This is a genomic window from Methylobacterium fujisawaense (assembly GCF_039619325.1).
Lineage (GTDB): Bacteria > Pseudomonadota > Alphaproteobacteria > Rhizobiales > Beijerinckiaceae > Methylobacterium > Methylobacterium fujisawaense.
Genome location: NZ_CP155000.1, coordinates 3,499,896 through 3,522,934 on the forward strand (window position 1 = coordinate 3,499,896; position 23,039 = coordinate 3,522,934).

At 71.9% G+C, this 23,039-nt stretch carries 17 protein-coding genes and 1 pseudogene; 6 read left to right on the forward strand and 12 right to left on the reverse strand.

Translation table 11 applies throughout. The features are described from left to right. Nucleotides 1-70 precede the first annotated feature (70 nt). Nucleotides 71-436, reverse strand: a complete 366-nt coding sequence (locus ABC766_RS16655; protein WP_043351262.1) for an MliC family protein — start codon at nucleotides 434-436, stop codon at nucleotides 71-73. 416 nt (nucleotides 437-852) lie between these two features. Here ABC766_RS16655 and ABC766_RS16660 point away from each other — a divergent pair, with 416 nt between their 5' ends. Then, complete coding sequence (locus tag ABC766_RS16660) at nucleotides 853-2,802, forward strand: putative bifunctional diguanylate cyclase/phosphodiesterase (protein WP_342140833.1); 1,950 nt, start codon at nucleotides 853-855, stop codon at nucleotides 2,800-2,802. A 61-nt stretch (nucleotides 2,803-2,863) separates the two neighbouring features. On the opposite strand, the gene ruvB is transcribed toward ABC766_RS16660, so the two are convergent. Both ruvB and ABC766_RS16670 read right to left on the reverse strand, forming a co-directional pair. Then, on the reverse strand, nucleotides 2,864-3,874 hold the full coding sequence (gene ruvB, locus ABC766_RS16665) for a Holliday junction branch migration DNA helicase RuvB (protein ID WP_043759692.1): 1,011 nt from the start codon (nucleotides 3,872-3,874) through the stop codon (nucleotides 2,864-2,866). A 3-nt stretch (nucleotides 3,875-3,877) separates the two neighbouring features. Next, a complete protein-coding gene (locus ABC766_RS16670) occupies nucleotides 3,878-4,120 on the reverse strand; it encodes a DUF6894 family protein (RefSeq protein ID WP_043387267.1) in 243 nt (80 codons plus the stop codon). Nucleotides 4,121-4,336: 216 nt separating this feature from the next. Here ABC766_RS16670 and ABC766_RS16675 point away from each other — a divergent pair, with 216 nt between their 5' ends. From ABC766_RS16675 to ABC766_RS16700, 5 genes and pseudogenes are all read left to right on the forward strand, one after another. Continuing rightward, on the forward strand, nucleotides 4,337-5,437 hold the full coding sequence (locus ABC766_RS16675; protein WP_345819084.1) for an SMP-30/gluconolactonase/LRE family protein: 1,101 nt from the start codon (nucleotides 4,337-4,339) through the stop codon (nucleotides 5,435-5,437). A gap of 107 nt (nucleotides 5,438-5,544) precedes the next feature. Then, nucleotides 5,545-5,904: a hypothetical protein gene (locus tag ABC766_RS16680; RefSeq protein WP_043351061.1), complete on the forward strand. Its 360-nt coding sequence runs from the start codon at nucleotides 5,545-5,547 to the stop codon at nucleotides 5,902-5,904. A gap of 112 nt (nucleotides 5,905-6,016) precedes the next feature. Beyond that, nucleotides 6,017-9,047 (forward strand): annotated as a pseudogene (locus ABC766_RS16690) (PAS domain S-box protein). Nucleotides 9,048-9,366: 319 nt separating this feature from the next. Continuing rightward, complete coding sequence (locus ABC766_RS16695) at nucleotides 9,367-9,927, forward strand: PAS domain-containing protein (RefSeq protein ID WP_053610625.1); 561 nt, start codon at nucleotides 9,367-9,369, stop codon at nucleotides 9,925-9,927. Further along, nucleotides 9,908-13,384 (forward strand): CheR family methyltransferase, encoded by a 3,477-nt coding sequence (locus ABC766_RS16700; protein ID WP_345819085.1) that lies wholly within the window; start codon nucleotides 9,908-9,910, stop codon nucleotides 13,382-13,384. The genes ABC766_RS16695 and ABC766_RS16700 overlap by 20 nt, the downstream gene beginning before the upstream one ends. Nucleotides 13,385-13,782: 398 nt before the next feature. On the opposite strand, the gene ABC766_RS16705 is transcribed toward ABC766_RS16700, so the two are convergent. From ABC766_RS16705 to ABC766_RS16745, 9 genes are all read right to left on the reverse strand, one after another. Beyond that, nucleotides 13,783-14,199: a DUF1236 domain-containing protein gene (locus ABC766_RS16705; protein WP_345819086.1), complete on the reverse strand. Its 417-nt coding sequence runs from the start codon at nucleotides 14,197-14,199 to the stop codon at nucleotides 13,783-13,785. Nucleotides 14,200-14,243: 44 nt separating this feature from the next. Beyond that, nucleotides 14,244-14,474, reverse strand: a complete 231-nt coding sequence (locus tag ABC766_RS16710) for a hypothetical protein (protein WP_043358016.1) — start codon at nucleotides 14,472-14,474, stop codon at nucleotides 14,244-14,246. 166 nt (nucleotides 14,475-14,640) lie between these two features. Beyond that, nucleotides 14,641-16,041 carry an amidase gene (locus tag ABC766_RS16715; protein WP_345819087.1) on the reverse strand — a complete coding sequence of 467 codons (1,401 nt, stop codon included), beginning with the start codon at nucleotides 16,039-16,041 and terminating at the stop codon, nucleotides 14,641-14,643. Continuing rightward, nucleotides 16,034-16,978 (reverse strand): DUF1028 domain-containing protein, encoded by a 945-nt coding sequence (locus ABC766_RS16720; RefSeq protein ID WP_279901384.1) that lies wholly within the window; start codon nucleotides 16,976-16,978, stop codon nucleotides 16,034-16,036. Before ABC766_RS16720 ends, ABC766_RS16715 begins: the two co-directional genes overlap by 8 nt. A 149-nt stretch (nucleotides 16,979-17,127) precedes the next feature. Next, entirely contained in the window at nucleotides 17,128-17,883 is a 756-nt protein-coding gene (locus tag ABC766_RS16725) for an ABC transporter ATP-binding protein (protein WP_051045128.1), read from the reverse strand. Then, nucleotides 17,876-19,681, reverse strand: coding sequence for an ABC transporter permease subunit (locus ABC766_RS16730; RefSeq protein WP_075381065.1), 1,806 nt, complete (start codon nucleotides 19,679-19,681; stop codon nucleotides 17,876-17,878). Before ABC766_RS16730 ends, ABC766_RS16725 begins: the two co-directional genes overlap by 8 nt. Continuing rightward, nucleotides 19,674-20,507: a branched-chain amino acid ABC transporter permease gene (locus ABC766_RS16735; protein WP_345819088.1), complete on the reverse strand. Its 834-nt coding sequence runs from the start codon at nucleotides 20,505-20,507 to the stop codon at nucleotides 19,674-19,676. The genes ABC766_RS16730 and ABC766_RS16735 overlap by 8 nt, the downstream gene beginning before the upstream one ends. Before the next feature lie 365 nt (nucleotides 20,508-20,872). Further along, on the reverse strand, nucleotides 20,873-22,027 hold the full coding sequence (locus ABC766_RS16740; RefSeq protein ID WP_043387287.1) for a substrate-binding protein: 1,155 nt from the start codon (nucleotides 22,025-22,027) through the stop codon (nucleotides 20,873-20,875). A 44-nt stretch (nucleotides 22,028-22,071) separates the two neighbouring features. Beyond that, nucleotides 22,072-22,917, reverse strand: a complete 846-nt coding sequence (locus tag ABC766_RS16745; protein ID WP_043357995.1) for a nitrilase family protein — start codon at nucleotides 22,915-22,917, stop codon at nucleotides 22,072-22,074. Nucleotides 22,918-23,039 lie beyond the last annotated feature (122 nt).

The window sequence follows — 23,039 nt, forward strand, 5'->3', positions numbered from 1 at the left end:
GCCGGGACACGAAGCGTGACCGGACGGGAGGCATCCGCGTCCGGACCCGGCGGCCCGGATGCGGCACCGCCTATCGCGGCCCGGAGCCGGCCGGCGTCTGATCGGTGCAGGTGATGGGCTTGCCGGACCCGTCGGTCCACGTGACCGACCGCCCCTTGCCCCGCAGCTCGTGGGTGGCGTCGGCATAGCGGAACCCCGACCCGCTCAGCTGCACCGGCAGGGTGACGGCGCCGCCGTCGCCCGGCCGGACGATTGCCTGCTCCGGCCCCGCGCCGTTCACGAACGTGACGGCCAGCGTCCGCCCCGTCGGACAGGCGAAGGTCACGTGGATCGTCTCGGGCCGCCCCGGTCCGGCCGCAGCCCCGTGCGGCCCGGCGGCCACGAGCAGGCCGCCCACGAGGATCGCGGGCCGGACGGCACGGGCAGGGATTCTCATCGACCACTCTCCAGACACGTTCCGGCGGCCGCGTGGCGGCCGTCCCGACGATCATCGCCGGGATGCGCCCTGCGGGCAATCGGAGGCCTTCCCGGATCACTGAAATGCGCGCAACCGAACAATTGTATTGATCTAGAATGTTTCATTGCCGCACAGAAACGAAAGACCAATACAGTAAATAATTCACGATTCGTCCAACGCGACAAGACGGATCACGGTCCAGTCCCGTCGATCACGGTGTGCCGGCCGCGATCGAAGATCGGTCCGGTCGGCGAGTCAAGCGTCCGGGGCTGTTGCGACGGGGCTGTCCCGGACGCGAATCCGGGTCGTGGCTGACCACCGTCCGCGCGCGCCGCTTAAATGGCTCCTTAATGAAAGGAAAATAGTAATGCGAAAATCGCGCAGCTGCAGCTCCAATGAACCGCCCGAAACACGCTCTGTCGACACTGATCGCGGCGCTGACCAAATCCCCGCGCGGCCTGACCGCCATCCGTCAACTCGCGGAACTGCAGAAACAGGTCCCGTCCCTCTACGGACTGCTCTCGGTCAATGCCTGCGCGCTCGCCGCGACGCATTATGCCCTGGCGCCCGCCGTCCTGACGCTCGGCATTCCGGCGGTCGTGATCTCGCTGTGCCTGATCCGCGGGGTCCACTGGCTGCGCCTGCGGCCCGAGACGTTGAGCGAGGCGCAGGCGGTCCATCATCTGCGGCGGACCACGGTGCTCACGATCTTCTTCTCGATCGTCTTCGTGGTCTGGGCGATGGTCCTGACCGGGTTCGGCGGCCCCTACGAGCAGGGCCACGCGGCGATCTTCGTGGCCGTCACGGTGATCGCCTGCATCTTCTGCCTGACCCATCTGCCGGTCGCGGCCTTCCTGGTGACCGGCATCGTCATGAGCGTGTTCCTGTTCTGCTGCGTGACGAGCGGGAACAAGGTCTTCCTCGCCATCGCGGCGAACACGGCCTTCGTGACGGTGGTGATGGTCCGGACCCTCAACACCAACTACCGGGCCTTCGTCGACCTCGTGGCATCCCAGGCCGTGGCGAGCCGGCTCTCCGAGGAGAATGCGCGCCTTGCCCAGACCGACAGCCTGACCGGCCTGCCGAACCGCCGCTACTTCTTCCAGAAGCTCGACGAGGCGATCCGCTCGCCCTCGGAAGCGGGCGCGCCCTTCGCCCTGGCCATCTTCGACCTCGACCGTTTCAAGCCGATCAACGACACCTACGGGCATAATGTCGGCGACCGCGTCCTGGCGGAAGCCGGCCGGCGCCTCGCGGAATTCGCCAGCGCCGACGTGGTGGTGACGCGGCTGGGCGGCGACGAATTCGGCGTGATTCTCCGAGCGTCCGAAGGGGCCGCGGCGGCGCTCGCCTTCTGCGACGGCATCTGCACGGCGCTGCAGCAGCCGACGCGGATCGGCGACATCCGGGTCGTCACCGGCTGCTCGGGCGGCCTCGCCCTCTCCTGCAAGGCCACGCGCGACGCGGACGCCCTGTTCGACCGCGCCGACTACGCGCTCTACCACTCGAAGGAGCAGCGGCGCGGCGCGACGACCCTGTTCTCGCAGGAGCACAAGGACGCCATCCATGCCGAGCAGGCGGTGGAGACGGCCCTGCGGACGGCCGACCTCGCCGCCGAGATGGTCCTGCACTACCAACCGATCCTCGACACGGAGACGGGACGGATCGCCTTCGTGGAGGGTCTGGCGCGGTGGACGAGCCCGTCGCTGGGCCAGGTCGGGCCGGACCGGTTCATCGCGGCAGCCGAGCGCTGCGGCATGATCCACACGGTCACGCTCCTGCTCCTGCGCAAGGCGCTCGCCGACGGCGCGCGGCTGCCGCCCGAGACCGGCCTGTCCTTCAACCTCTCCGCCCACGATCTCGCCTCGCCGGAGACCGTCCTGGCGATCCTGGCCGCGGTGCAGGGCAGCGGCTTCGACCCGCGCCGGCTGACGCTCGAACTCACCGAGACCGCCCTGATGCGCGACTTCGATCACGCCAAGGCGGCCATCACCGCCCTGCGCAGCCTCGGCATCAAGATCGCGCTCGATGATTTCGGGACGGGCTATTCCAGCTTGGGCTACGTCCACCGCCTGCCGCTGGACAAGATCAAGATCGACCGCAGCTTCATGGTCGACATCAACACGGACCGGGGCTGCAGCCTGATCTCCACGATCCTGGACCTGTGTCGCAACCTCGGTCTCGACGGGATCGTCGAGGGGATCGAGACGCAGGCCCAGCTGGACGTGGCGCGGCGGCACGGCAGCCGCTACGTCCAGGGCTATCACATCGGCCGGCCGATGCCCCTCGCCGCCCTGCTCCAGCGGATGGACCACGACGCCGGCGCGGTGCGTCGCAGGGCCTGAGGGACGGGCGGGCGGTGCGTCGCCATCCGCCGGCACGGCCGCCGTTCGTCGGGCCGCAGCCTCAGGCGGCCACCGGGGCCGCCCCGGGTTCCGGCAGCTGCATGTGGCGGTAGGCGTGCCGGGTGAGGACGCGGCCGCGGGGGGTGCGCTGCACGAAGCCGCGCTGGATGAGATACGGCTCGATGATGTCCTCGATCGCGTCGCGCGGCTCCGACAGGGCCGCCCCGATCGTCTCGATCCCCACGGGGCCGCCCCCGAAGGAGCGCGCGATCAGGCTCAGGTACTTGCGGTCCATCACGTCGAGCCCGGCCGCGTCCACGTCGAGCAGCTGCAGCGCCCGGTCGGCGATCGCCCGCGTCACCGTCTCGGCCTCCGCCACAACGGCGAAGTCCCGCACCCGCCGCAGGAGACGCCCGGCGATCCGCGGCGTGCCCCGCGCCCGCCGGGCGATCTCGTTGGCTCCCTCCGCCGACATCCCCAGGCCCAGGACCCGCGCCCCGCGCGCCACGATCTGCTCCAGCTCGTCGATCTCGTAGAATTCCAGCCGGATCGGGATCCCGAACCGGTCTCGCAGCGGCGTGGTCAGCAGCCCCGCCCGGGTCGTGGCGCCCACCAGCGTGAACTTCGGCAGCTCGATCTTGACCGAGCGCGCCGCCGGGCCCTCGCCGATGATCAGGTCGAGCTGGTAATCCTCCATGGCCGGGTAGAGGATCTCCTCCACCGCCGGGTTGAGCCGGTGGATCTCGTCGATGAACAGGACGTCGCGCTCCTCCAGGTTGGTGAGCTGCGCGGCCAGGTCCCCGGCCTTGGCGATCACCGGGCCGGAGGTCGAGCGGAAGTTCACGCCGAGTTCGCGCGCCACGATCTGGGCGAGCGTCGTCTTGCCCAGGCCCGGCGGGCCGACGAACAGCACGTGGTCCAGCGCCTGGCCGGTCTTCCGCGCCGCCTCGATGAACACCTGCATGTTCGCCCGCGCCGCACGCTGCCCGATGAACTCGGACAGGCTCAGAGGGCGGATCGTCTGATCCGGCTCGCCGGCGACCGGATCCGCGCCCGTCCGGAGCGGCGCCATCGTTCAGGCCGCCCTGGCGCGGCCCGACGCCCCCTCGAAGGGCTGGACCAGGACGCGCCGGCCCGAGAGATCGTGCACGCTCACCCGCCACTCGGCCCAGTCGGTCCGGTTCGCCAGCGACTGCCGCACGTCGGAGGCGACCTTCCGGGCCCGGTCGACCAGGCGTGCCGCGGCGCGGACCTCGGTGCCGCGGGCATCGAACACGCATTCGAGGCCGTTGGTGCAGTGGAACCGGTACTTGGCCATCCCTCGCTCCTCCTCGGCCGCCCCGTGCGGCCCGCGTCGTCTGTTCATTATATGTTCTCATTTTCACAGGATCCAGCCCCGGCGGAGCGTCGCAGGCGCCCCCGGCGGGGCCGGGGCGTCGGAGGTTCGGTTGCGGCCGACGGGATCGGCAGGGAACACCGCGCGCCCTGCGGGCTTACCGGCCCGGACGCTTCACCATCGGACCGGGATACCGCCATGCGCGCCACGCTCCTCGCCCTCCTGCTGGCCGCCGCCCTGGGCACGCCCGGCCGCGCCGCCGAGGCGCCGGCCGAGTCCGACGCCCTCAAGCCGATGGTGAAATCGGACAGCCTCGTCTTCAACGGCATCACCCGATCCCCGGACGGCCGGCTGTTCTCCCCGTTCCAGCGGCAGAGCAAGGACACGGGCCTCGAACTCGGCGAGTGGCGGGACGGCAAGGCGGTCCCGTTTCCCGACGCGGCCTGGAACGCCTGGAAGCCGGGCGACGATCCGGCCAAGGCCTTCGTGGCGGTCAACGCCATCCGGATCGGGCCGGACGGGGACCTCTGGGTGGTCGACAAGGGCGCGCCGGGCATGGGCGCGGCGCCGCTGCCGGGCGGCCCGAAGCTCGTGCAGATCGACCTCGCCACGAACGCCGTGCGCAAGGTCTATCCGCTGCAGGCGGCGACCGGCGAGAAGAGCTTCATCGACGATTTCCGCTTCAACGGCAGCCACATCTACCTGACGGATGCCGGCCAGCCCGGGCTGATCGTCCTCGACCGCGAGACCGGCGGCCTGCGGCGGGTGCTCGACGGCCATTGGTCGACCATCGCGCAGCGCCCGCTCACCGGCCAGGGCCGGGTGCTCCGGGACGACCAGGGCAAGCTGCTCTTCATCCACGCCGACCAGCTGGAGGTCTCGCCGGACGGCAAGATCTTCTACTATTTGGCCTGCACCGGGCCGCTCTACAGCATCGAGACCCGGTATCTCGACGACGCGACCGTGAGCGACGCGGAGCGCGCCAAGCACGTCAAGCTCCACGCCGCCACCGTGGCGACGGGCGGCACCGCCATCGACGCGGCGGGCACGATCTACGCGAGCGACACGGACGGCCTGCGGATCCTCAAGATCGCGCCGGACGGGACGATGAGCACCCTGGTGCAGGACCCGCGGCTCGTCTGGGTCGACGCGATGTGGATCGACGAGCAGGGCGGCCTGTGGATCCCGGCGGCGCAGATGAACCGCACGCCGGCGATGAACGGCGGCGAGGCCTCGGCGGTCAAGTTCCCGACGACGATCTACCGGATGCAGATCGACGCAAAGCCGCTGCGCAACTGAGCCGGGTATGAAGCGCCGGACGCACCGCGCGGAGAACCGGGATGCCGGTTCCCAAGTTTGACCGAAGCGGGGGCCGGGCCCCGGCGCGAGGATGGGAGGGACGGATCATGCGCAGGATTCGGACGTCGCGGCCGGCCGCCGCCTTCTTGGCGGCCGGCCTGATCGTCACGTGCGCGACGCCGACGCGGGCCGACGCCGCCCTCGTCCTTCGCGAGACCCGGCTCCACACGCCACCGGATTCCCACGAGCCGCAGCGGGCGATGGTCAACCTGCGCAACACCGGTCCGGACCTGGCGACGAACGTGACCGTCCTGTGTACCTTCACGGGGGCCGGTGGGGCGGTGCTCGACACGCAGCAGGCCTCGGTGCCGGAGGTCGTGGGCCTCGCCGACGTGCAGGCCGAGACGATCTACTACGGCTGGCCCCGCGCGAGCGGCGCCACCTGCCGCCTCGCCGAGCCGCACTGACCCGGTCCTCGCGGGCCGGCCGACGCAGCCTTGGCGGTTTCCGCGCGTTATGGTGCGTTCCCGTGGCGTCCCAGGTCCGTTTCCGGCAGAAGGCCCCCACGACCCGCCACCTCTGTCACAGCGCCAGTCCCGTGCCCGATTCACCGGCCCTCCCCGCCCCGGCGACCAGCCCCGACCGCCCCGCGCAGATCGGCCCCGTCGCGTCCGCGCGGCCGGCGGCGGAGCCCGTCGCGACGCCCGGACCCTGAGCGTGGACGCGACAGGGACCGACATGCTCCTGCGGCGCGCCCGCGCGCTGGAGGAGGAGGCCGCCGGATTGCGGGCGCGGGCGGCGACCACCGGCACCGGCGGCGCGCCGCCGATCCCCGACGGCGCCGCCCGGTTCGCCGCCATCGCCCTCGACCGCGACGGGTGCATCACCGCCTGGAACGCCGGCGCCGAGGACATCCTCGGTTGGACGGCGGAGGCGATGGGCGGCCAGCCCTTCGCGGCGCTGTTCACGCCCGAGGACCGGGCGGCGGGCCATCCCGGGGCCGCTCTGCGCAGGGCCCTGGACGAGGGCGGCGTCGCGGACGCGGACTGGCACCTGCGCGCCGTCGGCGGCCGCCGGCGGATGTCCGGCTCGGTGACGCCGCTGCGCGACGGGGCCGGTGCCCATGTCGGCTACGTGGCGGTGCTCCAGGACAGCCTGGACCTCGACACCGCCGACCGGGCGCTCCGGGAGGCCGAGGCCCGTCTGCTGCGGGCGCAGGAGGCGGGCGGGATCGGCCTGTTCACCGTGGGGGTCGACGACGGGCTCCTGCACCCGACCCCGCAATTCTGCCGGCTCTACGGCCTGCCGGAGCGCAGCACCTACCCGGCCGAGATCGTCGAGGCCCTGATCCTGCCGGAGGACCAGACCCTCGTATCGACGGCAGCGAGCCGGCGCCGGGGCGACGCCCCGCGCGACGTCACCTACCGGATCCGGCGGCCGGATACCGGGGAGATCCGCTGGATCGCGCGGCAGGGCGAGATCGAGCGCGACGTCCACGGGCGCCCGGTGCGGTTCTCCGGGGTGGCGCGCGACATCACCGAGCAGCGGCAGGCCCGGGACGCCCTGCGCGCCGGCGAGGAGCGCTACCGGACGCTGTTCGACGCCATCGACGACGGCTTCTGCATCATCGAGTTCTTCGACGGCCCGCACGGCCCCCTGAGCGACTACGTCCACATCGAGGCCAATCCGGGCTACGAGCGCCACACCGGCATTCCCAACATCGTCGGACGGACCCTGCGCGGCCTCGTCGCGGCCGAGGACGCGGATGCGTGGCTCGACCTGTACGGCGGGGTGCTCCGCACCGGCCGCCCGATCCGGTTCGAACGCTTCTTCGCGCAGGCCGACCGCTTCATCGACGTCTCGGCGGCCCGGGTCGAGCCGCCGGGACGGCGTCAGGTCTCGGTGCTGTTCCGGGACGTCACGGCGCGCCGGCAGGCGGAGGACGCGCTGCGCGCCAGCGAGGCGCTCGCCCGCACCAACATCCAGCGCGTGCAGCTCGCCCTCGCGGCCGGGGCGATCATCGGCACGTGGTTCTGGGACCTGCCGAGCGACCGCTTCACCGTCGACGAGGCCTTCGCCCGCAGCTTCGGCCTCGATCCGGCCCTCGGCCGCGAGGGCCTGAGCCTCGCCCAGGTGGTGGAGACCGTACATCCCGACGACCGCGACGGCCTGGCCGAGGCCATCACGGCCGCGATCGCCCGGGGGGGCGCCTACGCGCACCAGTACCGGGTTCGCCGTGCCGACGGGAACTACTACTGGCTGGAGGCGAACGGCCGCGTCGACCATGCGCCCGACGGCACGCCCCTGAGCTTCCCCGGGGTCCTGATCGACGTGGACGAGCGCAAGGCCGTCGAGGCGGAGCGGGACCGGGTCACCGCGGCGCTGCGCAGCCTCAACGAGACCCTGGAGCAGCGGGTCGCCGCGCGCTCCGCCGAATTGATGCGCGCCGAGGAGGCCCTGCGCCAGTCGCAGAAGATGGAGGCGGTCGGCCAGCTCACCGGCGGGCTCGCCCACGACTTCAACAACATGCTGGCCGGGATCGTCGGCTCGCTGGAGCTGATGCAGACCCGGATGCTGCAGGGCCGGGTCGGCGACCCTCGACCGCTACATCGGCGCGGCGCAGGGGGCGGCCAAGCGCGCCGCCGCCCTGACCCACCGCCTGCTGGCCTTCTCGCGCCGCCAGACCCTCGACCCGAAGCCGACGGATGTGAACCGTCTGGTCGAGGGCATGATGGACCTCGTCCGCCGCACGGTCGGCCCCGCCGTGGCGATCGAGTCGGTGGGGGCCGGCGGCCTGTGGCCGACGCTGGTCGACCCGAGCCAGCTCGAGAACGCGCTGCTCAACCTGTGCATCAACGCCCGGGACGCGATGCCGGAGGGCGGCCGCATCGTCATCGAGACGGCCAACCGCTGGCTCGACCACCGGGCCGCCCAGGAGCGCGAGCTGGAGCCGGGCCAGTACGTCACGCTCTGCGTCTCGGACAACGGCACCGGCATGACCCCCGACGTGGTCGCCAAGGCCTTCGACCCGTTCTTCACCACCAAGCCGATCGGCGAGGGCACCGGCCTCGGCCTGTCGATGATCTACGGCTTCGCCAAGCAGTCCGGCGGGCAGGTCCGGATCTACTCGGAGGTCGGCCAGGGCACGATGGTCTGCCTGTACCTGCCCCGCCATCTCGGCGAGGCGGAGGCCGAGGCGAGCCTGCCCGACCTCGCCCACGCCCCGCGCGCCGAGCAGGGCGAGACGGTCCTGGTGGTGGACGACGAGCCCACCGTGCGGATGCTGGTGACCGAGGTGCTCGAAGACCTCGGCTACGCGGCGATCGAGGCGGCGGACGGGGCCTCGGGCCTGAAGGTGCTCCAGTCGGACGTGCGCATCGACATGCTCATCACCGATGTCGGCCTGCCCGGCGGCATGAACGGCCGCCAGATGGCCGATGCCGGCCGCCAGCACCGTGCCGACCTGAAGGTCCTGTTCATCACCGGCTACGCGGAGAACGCCGCCCTCAACCACGGCCATCTCGGCCCCGGCATGCAGGTGATGACGAAGCCCTTCGCCCTGGAGGCGCTGGCCACCCGCATCCGCGGCATCATCGGGGGCGAGGGCTGAGATCCGGAGGCCGCGGTCGGGCGCCAGGCGGCCGCCTCCGGGGCGGTGCGGTCGGGCCGGACCGGGCGGCGCCCGGCGGAACGTCGGTGCCCCAGCCGGACACGGGGTGCGGCAGGCCCGCGCGGAACGGGCGGGCGGGGCCGGGCGTCATTGCCATACCGATCCGACGCGCCCATGAGGACGGCCTCAGCGCGGTGCCCGAATTGGAGAGCGGCAGCCGCGGTTGCGCGTCAGGAATGTCGACCCGTGCCGAGGCCGGCAGCGCGAACGCGGGGCGACCGGCCGGGCCGCGCCGAACGGAGGCGACAGGGAAGCTACCGTGGACACGCAGACCATCCCGGCCGAACTCAGCACCTTCTTCGAGAAATCCCACATCGCCCTGGCGCTGGCCGCGGCGACCGACGACAACGTCCTGCTCCTGGTGAACGCGCCGTTCCACCAGCTCACCGGCTATACGGGCGCGGAGGTCGTCGGGCGCAATTGCCGCCTCCTCCAGCGCGACGCCGACAACCGGGAGGCGCGGGCCAAGATCCACGCCTTCCTGGAGAACGACCGGCAGGACTCCGTGCGCACGCCGATCCTGAATTTCCGCAAGGACGGGAAGCCCTTCGTCAATCTGCTGTACATGTCCAAACTGAAGGCGCTCTCGGGCGAGGTGCGCTTTCTTTTCGCATCCCAATTCGATGTCAGCCGCTCGCAACCCGCGTTGCTTTCCGCCTACGATACCGAACTCGGCCGGACCTTGAGCCGGCTGACCCCGACGCTTGCGGAGAGTGGGCTCGTCATCGAGGGCTCGCTGATGACGATCGCCAACACGGTCGCCACGGTCGCGCAGGCCAAGCTCACGCTCGCGGATCTCGATGCACCAGGATTTCCATAACGCCCCCGGAGGCGAGGCCTCGGAGGTCCTGGACGGCGCCGGCACGGTGACAGCCCCGCCCTTCGCCGGCCCCGTCGTGGGCATCGGCGCCTCTGCGGGGGGCCTCGAGGCCCTGCGGGAGATGCTGGCGCGCGCCCGGCCGCCGACCGGCATGGCCTTCGTCATCGTCCAGCACCTCGACCCCAACCACGAGAGCATGCTGGCGCAGCTCCTCGACCGGCAGACCGAGCTGGAGGTGCTCCAGTGCGAGGGCGGGGAGCGGATCGCGGGCGACAAGGTCTACATCATCCCGCCCGGGCGGGGCCTCGTCATCCAGAACGGCGTCCTCGAACTCACCCACTTCGTCCAGCCGCGGGGCCTGCGCCGGCCGATCGACGACTTCTTCCTGTCGCTCGCGGTCGACCAGCAGGCCAACGCCGCCTGCGTGATCCTGTCGGGCACGGGGGCCGACGGCACGACCGGCCTGCGGGCCATCAAGGAGCATGGCGGCGTCTGCGTGGTGCAGCAGCCCGACACCGCCCGCTACGACGGCATGCCGCTCTCGGCGGTCGGCACCAGCCTCGTCGACTTCGTGCGGCCGCCGGGGGAGATCGTGGACTGCCTCACGAGCTTCTTCCGGCGCCGGGGCACCGACGCCGTCGACGACGAGGCCCGCCTCGTCGCCGACCACATCGACGACCTCTGCCGGGTCATCCGCGCGACGGTGGGCCACGACTTCTCCGGCTACAAGCGGACCACCCTGGTCCGGCGGGTCGAGCGGCGCATGCACGTCCTCGGGCTCGAGTCCGGCCGGGCCTATCTCGGCCGCGTCCGGGCGGACAAGACCGAGTGCGAGGCGCTGTTCCGCGACCTCCTCATCAACGTCACCCGCTTCTTCCGCGACGCCGAGCTGTTCGAGCTCCTCCGGGAGCGCGCGGTGGAGCCCCTGCTGCGCACCCGCGACCCCGAGGAGGACATCCGGGTCTGGATCCCGGGCTGCTCCAGCGGCGAGGAGGCCTACAGCATCGCCATGCTGTTCGCCGACGCCGCCCGCCGCCTCGGCCTGCCGCCGGCGGTCCAGATCTTCGCCACCGACATCGACGAGCGCATGCTCCAGATCGCCCGGGAGGCGACCTACCCGGCCGCCGCGCTCGCCGACATCCCGGCGCATCTGCGGGAGCGCTACGTCGTCCCCCATGCCGAGCGCTTCACCATCGCGGCCGAGATCCGCGACCTGATCCGCTTCTCCAGCCACAGCCTGGTCAAGGACCCGCCCTTCTCGCGGGTCGACCTCCTGTCCTGCCGCAACCTGCTGATCTATTTCGACGAGCGCCTCCAGCAATCGGTGGTGCCGCTGTTCCACTACGCGGTCCGGCCCGGGGGCTACCTGTTCCTCGGGCCCTCGGAGAGCGTCAGCCGGTTCGAGCACCTCTTCCCGGTCATCGACCAGCACGCCCGCCTGTTCGAGCGGCCGCCGGGCGCGCCGCAATACCCGATCGACCTGCCCGGGAGCGCCCGGCGCGGCGAGACCCGACGCGGAGCGCGCGAGGAGCGCCGCGGCGAGCCCTCGATCGCCGACGAGACCGTCGCGGTGCGCCGCGTCATGGAGCGCTACGCCCCGCCCAGCATGGTGCTCAACGAGGATGGCGGCATCATCGCCGCCTACGGGCGCCTGAGCCGCTACTTCGACTTCCCGGTCACGCGGACCGGCGGCAGCAGCGCGATCACCCTGGCCCGTCCGGGCCTGCGCGACGTGATCGGGCCGCTGCTCCGCCAGACCCGGGACGCGCGCAAGCGCGTGGTCGTCCGCGACGTGGAGATCCGCTCGGAATACGGCGTGCAGCCGGTGGAGCTGATCTGCGATCCCCTGCCCGACGGCTCGATGCTGCTCGTCCTGCGCGACACCGGCGCCTTCCAGGCTGCGGACGATCTCGACCTGATCGAGATGGATGCCGGCGGCGACCACGTCGAGGCGCTGGAAGAGGAGCTGCTGCGCACGCGCTACAAGCTCCGCTCCACCGTCGAGGAGCTGGAGACGACGAACGAGGAGCTGAAGAGCTCCAACGAAGAAATGATGTCGATGAACGAGGAGCTCCAGTCGACGAACGAGGAGCTGTCCACGGTCAACGACGAGCTGAAGACCAAGGTCGAGCAGCTCACCATCGCCAATGCCGACCTGCGCAACTTCTTCGAATCCACCGATCTCGCCGTGGTCGTGCTGGACCGCGCCCTGAAGGTGCGCAGCTTCACCACGGCCGCCACGGCGATCTTCCCGCTGCAGCCGGCCGACCGGGGACGTCCCCTCGCCGACGTGTCGAGCCGGCTCGCCGGCCTAGAATACCTGCATGACGCCCAGGAGGTCTGCGCCGGCGGCTCGGTGATCCAGCGGCGCGTCGCCACCCGGGATGGGGACCGGACGCTCTCCCTGCGGGTGCTGCCCTACCGCCTGCAGAACGGCAGCGTCGACGGCGCCACCCTGGTGCTCACCGACATCACCGAGGCCTTGTCCCTGGAGCGCCAGCTCGCCGCGGAGCGGGAGCGGCTGGAACTGGCCGTGAAGGCCGGAGGCATCGGCGTCTGGGAGTACAGCCCCGATGCCGGGACCGTCGTGGTCGACAGCACCGCCGGCACGATCTTCGGCCTGATTCCCGACACGCCGCACCCCACCGCCGCCCTGGCGGCCAGCGTGCTGCCCGAGGACCGTCCCGGCTTCGAGGCGGCTCTCGCCGAGGCGGCGCACGGCCTGGACGAGTTCGAGGCGCGCATCCGCGTGCGCGCCGCCGATCACGCGCTGCGGCACATCCGCAGCTACGGGCGCCTGACCCGGAGCGGCGACCGGAAGCGGATCGTCGGCGTCTGCATCGACGTCTCGCCCGAATACGCGCTCGCCGAGACCCGCGACCTGATGCTGCGGGAGATGAACCACCGGGTGAAGAACCTGTTCGCGATCATCGGCGGCATGATCTCGGCGGGGGCCCGCACGCACCGGGAGATCGGCGTCTTCGCCACCGACATGCGCGACCGCATCTCGGCCCTCGGGCGGGCACATTCCCTGGCCGATCCCTCCGACGGCCAGGGCATGAGCGACCTCGCGGGCCTGATCGGCGCGACCCTGCGCCCGTACCGCGACCACGTCCCCACGGTGATCGAGGGGCCCCTCGTGGCGATCAACTGGCGGCACGTCTCGTCGCTGGCGATGATCCTGCACGAATGGGCGACGAACTCGGTGAAATACGGCGCGCTCGGGTCCGACGACGGCGCGCTGTCCGTCACCTGGGACCGCCAGGAAGAGGGGCTCGTCCTCGAATGGTGCGAGCGCATGGCCCGCGTGGCCGAACCGCGGCCGGGCCGGGGCTTCGGGACCCTGCTGGTGGAGATGTCCCTGCGCCAGCTCGAAGCGACCGTGACGCGCAGCCACGACGCGTCCGCCTACCGGATCACCCTGCACCTGCCGGAACTGGCGCTGACGCGGGAGTGAGGCGCGAGCCGATCCCTCCGCGACCGGCCGCACGCTCGCGGTGGCCCGTCGGATCCATCCATCCGTGTCGGCAACGCGGCTTCAGGACCGGGCGCGGGTCCCCTCGCCCGTGCGGGAGAGGGACAGGGTGAGGGGTGCGGCCTTACCGAGAAAGTCTCGACCTCGGCTGACCGGCGACGGGGCGCTCGATCCTGATCCTTCTCGTCCCTCACCCCAGCCCTCTCCCGCTCGGGAGAGGGGGTCCGTCGCGCCTCGTCTCCAGCGCCCGTGCCCATGCCCGCGCGATCTCTCGTCCTCTCGTCTCGGGCCGCGCCCTGCAGACGCGAAACGGCCCGCCGCGGCGATGCCGGACGGGCCGTCCTGCCTCATGGAGCGCCGGGATCCCGGCGCCCCTCCGATCAGTCGATGACCTCGACGATGCGGTGGCCGCGATCGACCAGGACGGGCTGGTCGTTCACGATGGTGTAGCGGTAGCCCGGACGCACCCGGTACTCGTCGGGTACGTCGTAGTAGGTCACGCTGTCCTCCGGCAGCACGGTGCCGACCCGGACCGGGCCGCCCCAGCTGTACGAGCGCACGCCGCGGTCGCGGACGTAGCTGCGGAACCGGGGACGGTCGTCGACACCGAGGATGCCGCCCACCGTGCCGGTGGCCGCGCCCACGGCGCCGCCGCCGATGCCGCCGACCGGGCCGGCCGCATCGGCGCCGACCGCCGCACCCTCGGCCGCGCCCCGCAGGGTGCCCTGCGCCTGGGCGGCCACCGGGAGGGCGAGGAGGCCGGCCGTCGCCAGCGACAGAAGAAGCTTGTTGGTCATGCTGAGATCTCCAGGCTCGTCAGGGCGTTACGGGCCGCGGAGGCTCAGTTGCAGCCTTCCTTGTGGACGGTCTTGGAGTTGCCCATGCCGTCCTCCTTGTGGACGGTCTTGGAACCGCAATCGACGGTGCCGGTGGTGACCTCGCGCTTCTCGACGACGGTGTCGCGGTGGTCGACGACGGCGGGCCCGTCGCGGCGGATGACCGTGGTCTCCTCGGCGCTCGCCGCGCCGCACAGGGCCGCGAACAGGGCACCCGAGAGAATGATGTTGCGCATTGGTAGCCTCCTGGTTTCAATCGAACCCAGCAACGGCAACCGCGGAAAAAGGGTTCCACACGCATCGCTCTGTACAGCGCGCGGATATTTGCGATGAGACGCGGTATTGGTTGCGTGCAATCGATCGCAACGGGCCGGTTCAGCTGCGCAGGACCGGCGCGCCGCGTCAGCCGGCCAGGGGCGGCACCCGGCGCCACCAATCGTGCGCCCGCTCGTACTGGTGCGCCACGCGCAGGATCTCGGCTTCGGCGAAGGGCCGGCCGGCGATCTGGAGGCTGATCGGCAGGCCGCGCCGGTCGAAGCCGCAGGGCAGCGCGATCGCGGGCAGGCCCGTGAGGTTGAACGGGTAGGTCAGCCGCCAGGAGGCCGCCAGCACGCTCTCCGCGCGCCCGCCGAGCGACACCGCGGACTCGTCCGTCCGCCACGCGGTCAAGGGCGAGGCCGGGCCGACGATCACGTCGGCCTCCGCCAGGACGGCGGCCATCTCGTCCATGATCAGGGCCCGCACCTGCTCGGCGCGCAGGTAGTCCGGCCCGGTCACGAGCCGGCCCATCTCCACGAGGTCGCGGACGTCGGCGGCGAAGCCCGCCACGTGGCCCTGGGCGAGGCTGCGGTCGTGATAGGCGGTCGAGGAGGCGAGCTCGATGGCGTAGATGGCCCCGAGGCCGTGGCGCAGGGACGGCACCGCGACGTCGCGGACCGTGCAGCCCTGGCCGGCGAGGAAGCGGAGCGCCCCCTCGATTGCGACAGCGACGTCCTCGTCGACCGCGTCGAAGAAGTGGTTGCGGATCACCGCGACGCGCAGGCCCCGGATCGGCCGGTCCAGCCCGGCCGTGTAGTCGGGGACCGGCGCCGCGCTGGCGGCGGGATCGCCGGCATCCGGGCCGGCGAGCGCCTGCAGCATCAGGGCGGAATCGGCCACCGTCAGGGTCAGCGGCCCGGCATGGTCGAGGGACCAGGAATGCGGGACGATCCCCGACCGGCCGACCCGGCCGTAGGTCGGCTTGAGGCCGACGACCCCGCACAGGGCGGCCGGGATCCGGATCGAGCCGCCCGTGTCCGAGCCGAGGGCGGCCGGGCAGAGGCGGGCCGCGACCGCGGCGCCGGAGCCGCCGCTGGAGCCGCCGGGCACCCGGTCGAGGTCCCAGGGATTGCGGGTCGGCGGCGTGACCATGCCCCAGGCGAATTCGTGCATGCGCAGCTTGCCGAGGATCACCGCGCCGGCCGCCCGCAGCCGCGCCACCGCGTGGCTGTCGGCCGCCGGGAAGGTCAGGGCCTCCACGGCGGTACCCGCCCGGGTCGGCATGTCGGCCGTGGTGTAGTTGTCCTTGATGGCGATCGGGATGCCGTGCAGCGGGCCACGCGGGCCGGACCTGGCGATCTCGGCATCGGCCGCGCGCGCGGCGTCGAGGGCCGCGGACGAGAGGTGGACGAAGCTGTTCAGGGCGCCGTCGAGGCGCGCGATCCGGTCGAGGCTGGCGCCGACGAGGTCGGCGCTCGACAGCTCCCGCGCCGCGATCCGCCGCGCGAGCTCGGTGATCGGCAACGGCCAGAGGGCGTCAGTCACGGCGGTCGTCATGGGGCCCCCGGCGGTACGGCAAGGTCGGATCGAAGACGACCGGCGGATGGATGTCCGCGAGGTCGAGGTCGCGGAGCCGGGCGATCTCGGCGAGCACCGGCGCGAACTGCCTCAGCAGGTGCGCGACCCGCCCGGGCTCCTGGCGCAGTCCGATGACGTCGCGCAGGAGGTCGGGCGCATCGGCGGCCCCGCCATCGGCCGCAGCGCCCGGCCGCTCGGCGGGCGCTTTCAGGAGCATCGCCACGACGTCGTCCGGCAGGGCGCCGGCTGGGCCGTCCTTCCGGGGCATGCCGGCCACGAACGGCACGAGCTGCCGCCGGGCGATCGCGAGGACGCGGCGCAGCTCGGCGACGGGCTCGGCGTGCTCGTCGACCCGCAGGTCGAGGAGCGGGTAATCCTCGCCGGCGACGATCCTGAGGGCCGCCGATTGCTTGCCGCGCTTGTCGCCGCCGGCCGCATCGCCGGCCTCCAGCGCCCGCATGAGCCGCTCGTCGAGGTCGCAGGCGGCGCTCCCCGCGAAGGCCTCCGCCATGGCGTCGATCACGCCGGTCCCGGCGAGCATGTTGCCCTGCACGGCGTAGCCGGCCCCGGTGCGGTGTCCGGCGGCGTCCGTGCAGCCGGCGCCGGTCCAGGCCGCGCCGGTCCCGCGCGCATCGACGAGGCCGAGCTGGCGCAGGTCCGGCCGGTCGTCGGTGGCGAGCGCCGCCGCCAGGGCGGCGTCGGGGCCCTGCCCGCCGGCCAGCCCGTCGAGGATGCGGGCGGCGAGGTAGGGGTTCACCCAGGACTGGGTGGTGACGGCCCCGATCCCGGCGCGGATGTAGGGGCAGAGCCCGCCCACCGCCGGGACGGCGCTCGCCACCGCGACGCCGAGCTGCCCGGTCCGCGGGCAGCGGGCGGCGATCGAGAAGGTGTTGAGTTCGCTCATGCGCTTACGGCTTCCTCCTCCCTGCTCCCGATCCACCACCGTCTTTGCGAGCGCAGCGAAGCAATCCAGCAGTGCCCCGTCCGGGGGCGTGGCGCGACCCTGGGTCGCTTCGCTGCGCTCGCGATGACGGTGGTGGATCCGGAACGGCCTCACACCGCCAGATGGCCGATGACGCGCGCCTGCGCGTCCGGCGCCTTGGCGGGGCCGCTGTCGACGATCTCGCCGAGCTTGAGGACGGCGTAGCGGTCGGCCAGCGCCAGCGCGAAGGCGACGTGCTGCTCCACCACCAGCATGGACACGCCCGCCGCCCGCTCGGCGTCGAGCACGCCGCGCAGGCGCTCGACCATGGAGGGCTGCACGCCCTCGGAGATCTCGTCGATGAGGAGCAGGCGCGGGCGCAGCATCAGGGCGCGCCCGAGGATCAGCATCTTCTGCTCGCCCCCCGAGAGGGTGCCGGCCCGCTGGGCCAGCCGGTCCTTCAGGAACGGGAAATGGCCGAACAGCCGCTCCAGCGCCTCCGGCAGCATCCGGTCGGAGGGGACCGCGAGGCGCAGGTTGTCGCGGATCGACAGGTCCTGGAACAGGGGCTGCTCCTGCGGCGCGTAGCCGACGCCGAGCGCCACGAGCCGGGCGGGCGACAGACCGGCGAGCGCCTGTCCCCCGACGGTGATCGCGCCGCCCCGCAGGGCGACCATGCCCAGGATGGTCTTGAGCAGCGTGGTCTTGCCCATGCCGTTCTTGCCCAGCAGCGCCACGATCTCCCCCGGCGCCACCGACAGGGACACGCCCTTCACGATCGAGACCGCCCCGTAGCCGCTCGACACCCCCTCCAGGGCGAGGGCGGCGCCCGCCGGCTCGCTCCGCCGCACTGCCTCAGCCGCTGCCTCACCCGCTGCCTCAGCCATGGGCACCTCCCGAATAGATGGTCCGGACCAGCTCGGAGCCGACGACGTCCTCCACCGTGCCGTCGAGAACGAGGCGGCCCTGGTGCAGCACCACGATCCGCGAGGAGATCTCGCGCACGAAGTCGAGGTCGTGCTCGACCAGCACGGCGGCGATCCTTCCCCCGGCGGTGAGCGCCTTGAGCACGGTCCCGATGGTGGTGCGCTCGGCCTTGGTCAGGCCGGCGGTGGGCTCGTCCAGCAGGATCAGCCGCGGCTCCAGCGCCACCACCATGGCGAGTTCGAGCGCCTGCTTCTGGCCGTGGGACAGGAGGCGGGTCGGCCGGGTCAGCAGGCGGTCGAGGCCGGTCATGCGCAGGACGTCGAGGGCCGCCTGCGGCAGGCCCAGCGTCTCCGCCTGCCCGACCGGGCTCAGGCCGTCATGGGATGCCCGGGCGAGCCGGAGGCAATCGGCCACCGACAGGCTCTCGAACACGCTCGCCACCTGGAACTTGCGCCCGACCCCGAGGCCGACGATGCGGTTCGGCGTCAGCCCGGTGATCGGGGTGCCGCCGATGGCGATCGCCCCCGTGAAGGGCTCGGTGCCGTCGCTGAGGCAGCGCATCAGCGTGGTCTTGCCGGCGCCGTTGGGCCCGACGAGGCTGACGAGTTCGCCCGCCCGGATCTCCAGGTCGATGCCCTCCAGCACCGTCAGGGCGCCGTAGGCCTTGGCGAGGTTCTCGACCGTGAGGATGGGGGTCGCGGAGGCGGCCGCGTCCGTCCCGGCCGCCCGCGCGACGAGGCGCGGCGGCGCGGGTTCCCGCCGGCCCGCCGGCAGCGCCCGCCAGAGGCGGCCGACGAGGTCGGCGAGGCCGCCCGGCAGCAGGATGATGATGGCCACGAAGGCCGTGCCCAGGAGGAGCTGCCAGAGGAACGGCAGGTCGCCGGACAGGTTCGCCGCGAGGTAGTCGATGGCGATGGTGCCGAGCACCGGGCCGAGCAGCGTGCCGCGGCCGCCGAGCGCCACCCAGATCACCAGCTCGGTGCCGAACAGGAAGCCGGCATTCTCGGGCGCGACCACGCCCGACGCGTTGGCGAACAGGAAGCCCGCGATCCCCGCGACGGCGGCCAGAGCCGCGGTGAGCCGGATCTGCAGGCGCCGCGGGTTGAGGCCGAGATAGGCGCAGCGCGCCTCGTTGTCCCGCAGCGCCACGAGGGCGCGGCCCGCATCGGCCCGGACCAGGATCCAGGCCGCCAGGGTGACGACGATCAGGAACAGGGCCGCGAGGCGGAAATAGCCCTCGCTCTCGAAGGGCAGCACGTCGAATCCGACGAGGCCGCTGCTGGAGCCGGTCCATTCGCCGCCCGCGTAGATCAGCTGCACCACGACGATCGGGACGACCAGCGAGATCACCGAGGCGTAGAGCGGGGTCGAGCGGTGGTAGAAGGACAGCCAGCCCACCGCGAGGCCGAGCAGGGCCGGGGCGACCAGCGCCGCCGCGACCGCCGCGGCGATCCCCAGCGGCGTCGCCCCGTAGGCGGTGAGAATCATTGCGGTGGCGTAGGCGCCGACGCCGAAGAAGGCCGCCTGCCCGAAGGTCAGGATCCCCGCGAAGCCCCAGAGCAGGTCCACCGTGACGGCCAGCACCGCGTAGATCATCGACCGGGTCAGGACGTTGACCGCGAAGGTGTCGAGGACGAGCGGCGCGATCCAGAGGGCGAGCGCCGCCAGGATTGCGACCACGACGGGCGCCGCGCGGGACAGGCGCCGCCGGCGGGGGGCCGCGGCGGCGCGCTCGGTGACGGGCAGGGTCTCAAGCACGGGAGAAACCTTTCGGGCTGATCCGCAGCACGAGGGCGGCGAGCACCGCGATGGCGATGCTGCCGAGGATCGGGCTCACGAAGGTGCTGATCAGGACCTGCGCGGCCCCGAAGACGAGGCAGGCCGCCGCGAGCGCCAGGTACGAGGCGTCGGCGACCATCACCAGCATGAAGGCGCCGATCAGCCAGGCGACGCCCATGTTCGGGTCGACGCTGGTGAGCGGCGTCAGCAGGACGCCGGCGAGCGCCGCGAACCCCGCGCCGATCATAAACACGACGAGGCGCACGCGCCCCGTGTCGATGCCGAGGCTGCGCGCCAGGGTCTCATTCATGATCACCGCCCGGGCCGAGAGCCCGAGCCGGGTCCGCTCGATCGTCAGCGCGAACAGGGTGCCGATCGCCAGCGCGATGCCCAGAGCCACGAAGCGGTAGGCGGAATAGTCGACGCCGAGGATCTCGACGGTGCCCGCCAGCAGGTTCGGGGTGAGCTGGACGTCCCGGCCGAAGGCCAGGGTGATGAGCTGCCCGACCACGATACCGAGCCCCCAGGTGGCCAGGATCGCGTCGAGCGGCCGCCGGTAGAGCGGGCGGATGATGAAGTGCTCGGCGAGACCGCCGAGCGCCGCGCCGACCGCGAAGGCCAGCGGCAGCGCCAGCCAGGGATTGAGCCCGAGCTTGGCGGTCACCACCGCGCAATAGGCGCCGACCGTCAGCCACGCCCCGTGGGCGAAGTTGATGATCTTGAGCACGCCGAAGATCGCCAGGAGGCCGATCGAGACGATGAACAGGATCGCCGCGGTGGTCAGGATGTCGAGGGTGAGCAGCATCGGGGAGTTCCGGTTGAAGGACCGTCATCACGAGGCGAAAGCGGCAGAGGCCCGGCGCAATGAGCGCCCCTGTGCGGGCCTGCCGATCCACGCATCTGCTTTGGCAACGCGGATTCAGGATCGGGCGCGGGTCCCCTCTCCCGTGCGGGAGAGGGACAGGGTGAGGGATGCGGCCTCTCCAAGAGAGTCTCGACCTTGACCGCGCGGCGATGGGGCGCGCGATCCCGAAACCTCCGATCCCTCACCCCACCCCTCTCCCGCACGGGAGAGGGGGCGCGTCGCGCTCGTTCAGCGGCGTCGGTGTCCGCCTCAGACGGGCGGCCATCGTCGCCGGGCGGGGAGAGGGAGGCGTCGCGCCCCGCCCCTCATTGCAGCTTCGGGCACTGCTCGCCGGGATCGACGTCCTTGAAGGTGCCGGCGACCTTCACGGTGCCGTCCTTCTGGATCTGGCCGAGATACATGGTCAGCGGCGCGTGGTGCTGCTTGCTCATGGTGATCGTGCCCCGCGGCCCGGTGAAGCTTACCGTCGGCAGCGCCTCCAGCACCTTGGCGGTCTCGGTCCCGCCCGCCTTCTCGACCGCGGCCTTGTAGAGGTAGATCGCCTCGTATTCCGGCACCGAGAGGTCGTTCGGGGTGCGCAGCTCGGCGCCGAACTTCTTCTGCATCGCCGCCAGGAACGCCTTGTTCTCCGCGCTGTCGATCCCGGTGACGTAGGAGGCCGAGAGGTAGACGCCCTCGGCGTCCGCGCCCATGCTCTTGGCGGTGCCCTCGTCCAGCGCGAGGTTGGCGAAGGGCAGCGTCACGCCGGCGCCGCGCAGCTGCTTCGTCAGCGTCACGTTCGGCGCGCCGCCCGCCGTCGAGGTGATCAGCGCGTCGGGCTTGGCCTCCTTCAGCTTGGAGATGATCGCGGTCCAGTCGCTGCCGTCCATCGGCAGGTATTCCTCGCCGAGAACCTTGCCGCCGGTCTTCTCGACGTAGCTCTTGGCGAAGCCCAGCATGCCGCGGCCGAAGGCGTAGTCGCTGCCGATCAGGAAGTAGGTCTTGGCACCCTGCGCCTTGAAGGCGTCCACCACCGGCGGAACCTGCTGCTCCGGCACCCAGGCGTCCACGAACATGTTCTTGTTGCAGGAATGGCCCTCGTAGAACGAGGTGTAGATGTACGGCACCTTCCCCTTGGTGACGGCGGGCAGGCCGGCATTGCGCGCCGCGCTCGTCTCCATGGAGATCAGGACGTCGACCTTCTTCTGGTAGATCAGGCTGTCGAAGGCCTTCTGGGCGCCCGCCGCCCCGGAGGCGTCGTCGGCGACCTCGAGGACGAGCTTGCGGCCGAGCACGCCGCCCTTGGCGTTGATCTCCTCCACGGCGAGTTCGGCCGACTGCACCACCGAGGGGGCGACGACGCTGTTGGCGCCCGACAGGCCGATCGGGATGCCGATGACGATCGGCTTGCCGTCGGCGGCCTGCGCGGCCGTGGCGGCGAGGGCGAGCGCCGCGGCGCCGGCGAGGGACCATTTCACCATGAACGAACTCCTTGGGACGGACGGGAAGGGTTACGGATCTCGGCTCAGCCGTAGATGTCGGTGCGGCGGTCGCGCAGGAGCGAATTGAACCGGTTCAGGTCCTTGCGGCCGGCCGCGTCGAGATCGACCAGCGCCGAGAGGGTCTCGGTCCGGTCGCGGCTCGCCGGGCCGGCGAGTGGCCAGCCCTTGGGGCCGACGATCAGGCTCTGCCCCTCGAAGGGCTGGCCGCGCTCGGTGCCGACCCGGTCGGCGCAGGCGATGAAGAGGCCGTTCACATGGGCGGCGGCCCGGTGCAGGGTGTTGGCCATGGCGGCCTCGCCCGCGGGCTGGTCGGGCATCGGCACCCAGTTGGTCGGGATGCAGACGATCTCGGCGCCGCCGAGCGCCAGTTGCCGGAAGGTCTCGGGGAACCAGCCGTCGTAGCAGATGGCGACGCCGACCTTGCCCAGCGCCGTGTCGAAGACCGGGAAGCCGAGGTCGCCCCTGGCGAAGAACACGTTCTCCTGGTCCCAGAGATGCGCCTTGCGGTAGGTGCCGATATAGCCCTCCGGCCCGACGATCACGGCGGCGTTGTAGAGGACGTCGCCGGCGGATTCGGCGATCCCCGCCACGATGTGCACGCCGAGTTCCGCGGCCAGCGCCGCCCAGGCCCGGGTGGTCGGGCCCTCCGGCACCGGCTCGGCCAGGGCGGCGGCCTCCGCGGCGGATTCGAACACGTAGCCGGTGCTGGCGAGTTCCGGCAGCACGATCAGCCGGCTGCCCGCGGCGGCGGCCGCGCGGACGAGATCGGAGGCCCGCGCCAGATTCGCGTCGACCGCGCCGAAGTCCGGCGCGAACTGGATGCACGACACCCGTATCGGCGGGCGTGCAGGACCGTTCGCTTGGATCATGAAAGCTCCAAAACGCAAAAAGCCCCTGGGCGCGGACAAGATCATCCGCGAACCAGAGGCTTCAAAGCCGAGATGTCATGCAGCAATCTTGCTGCGGGGCAACCTTGCCCGGTTAGACTACG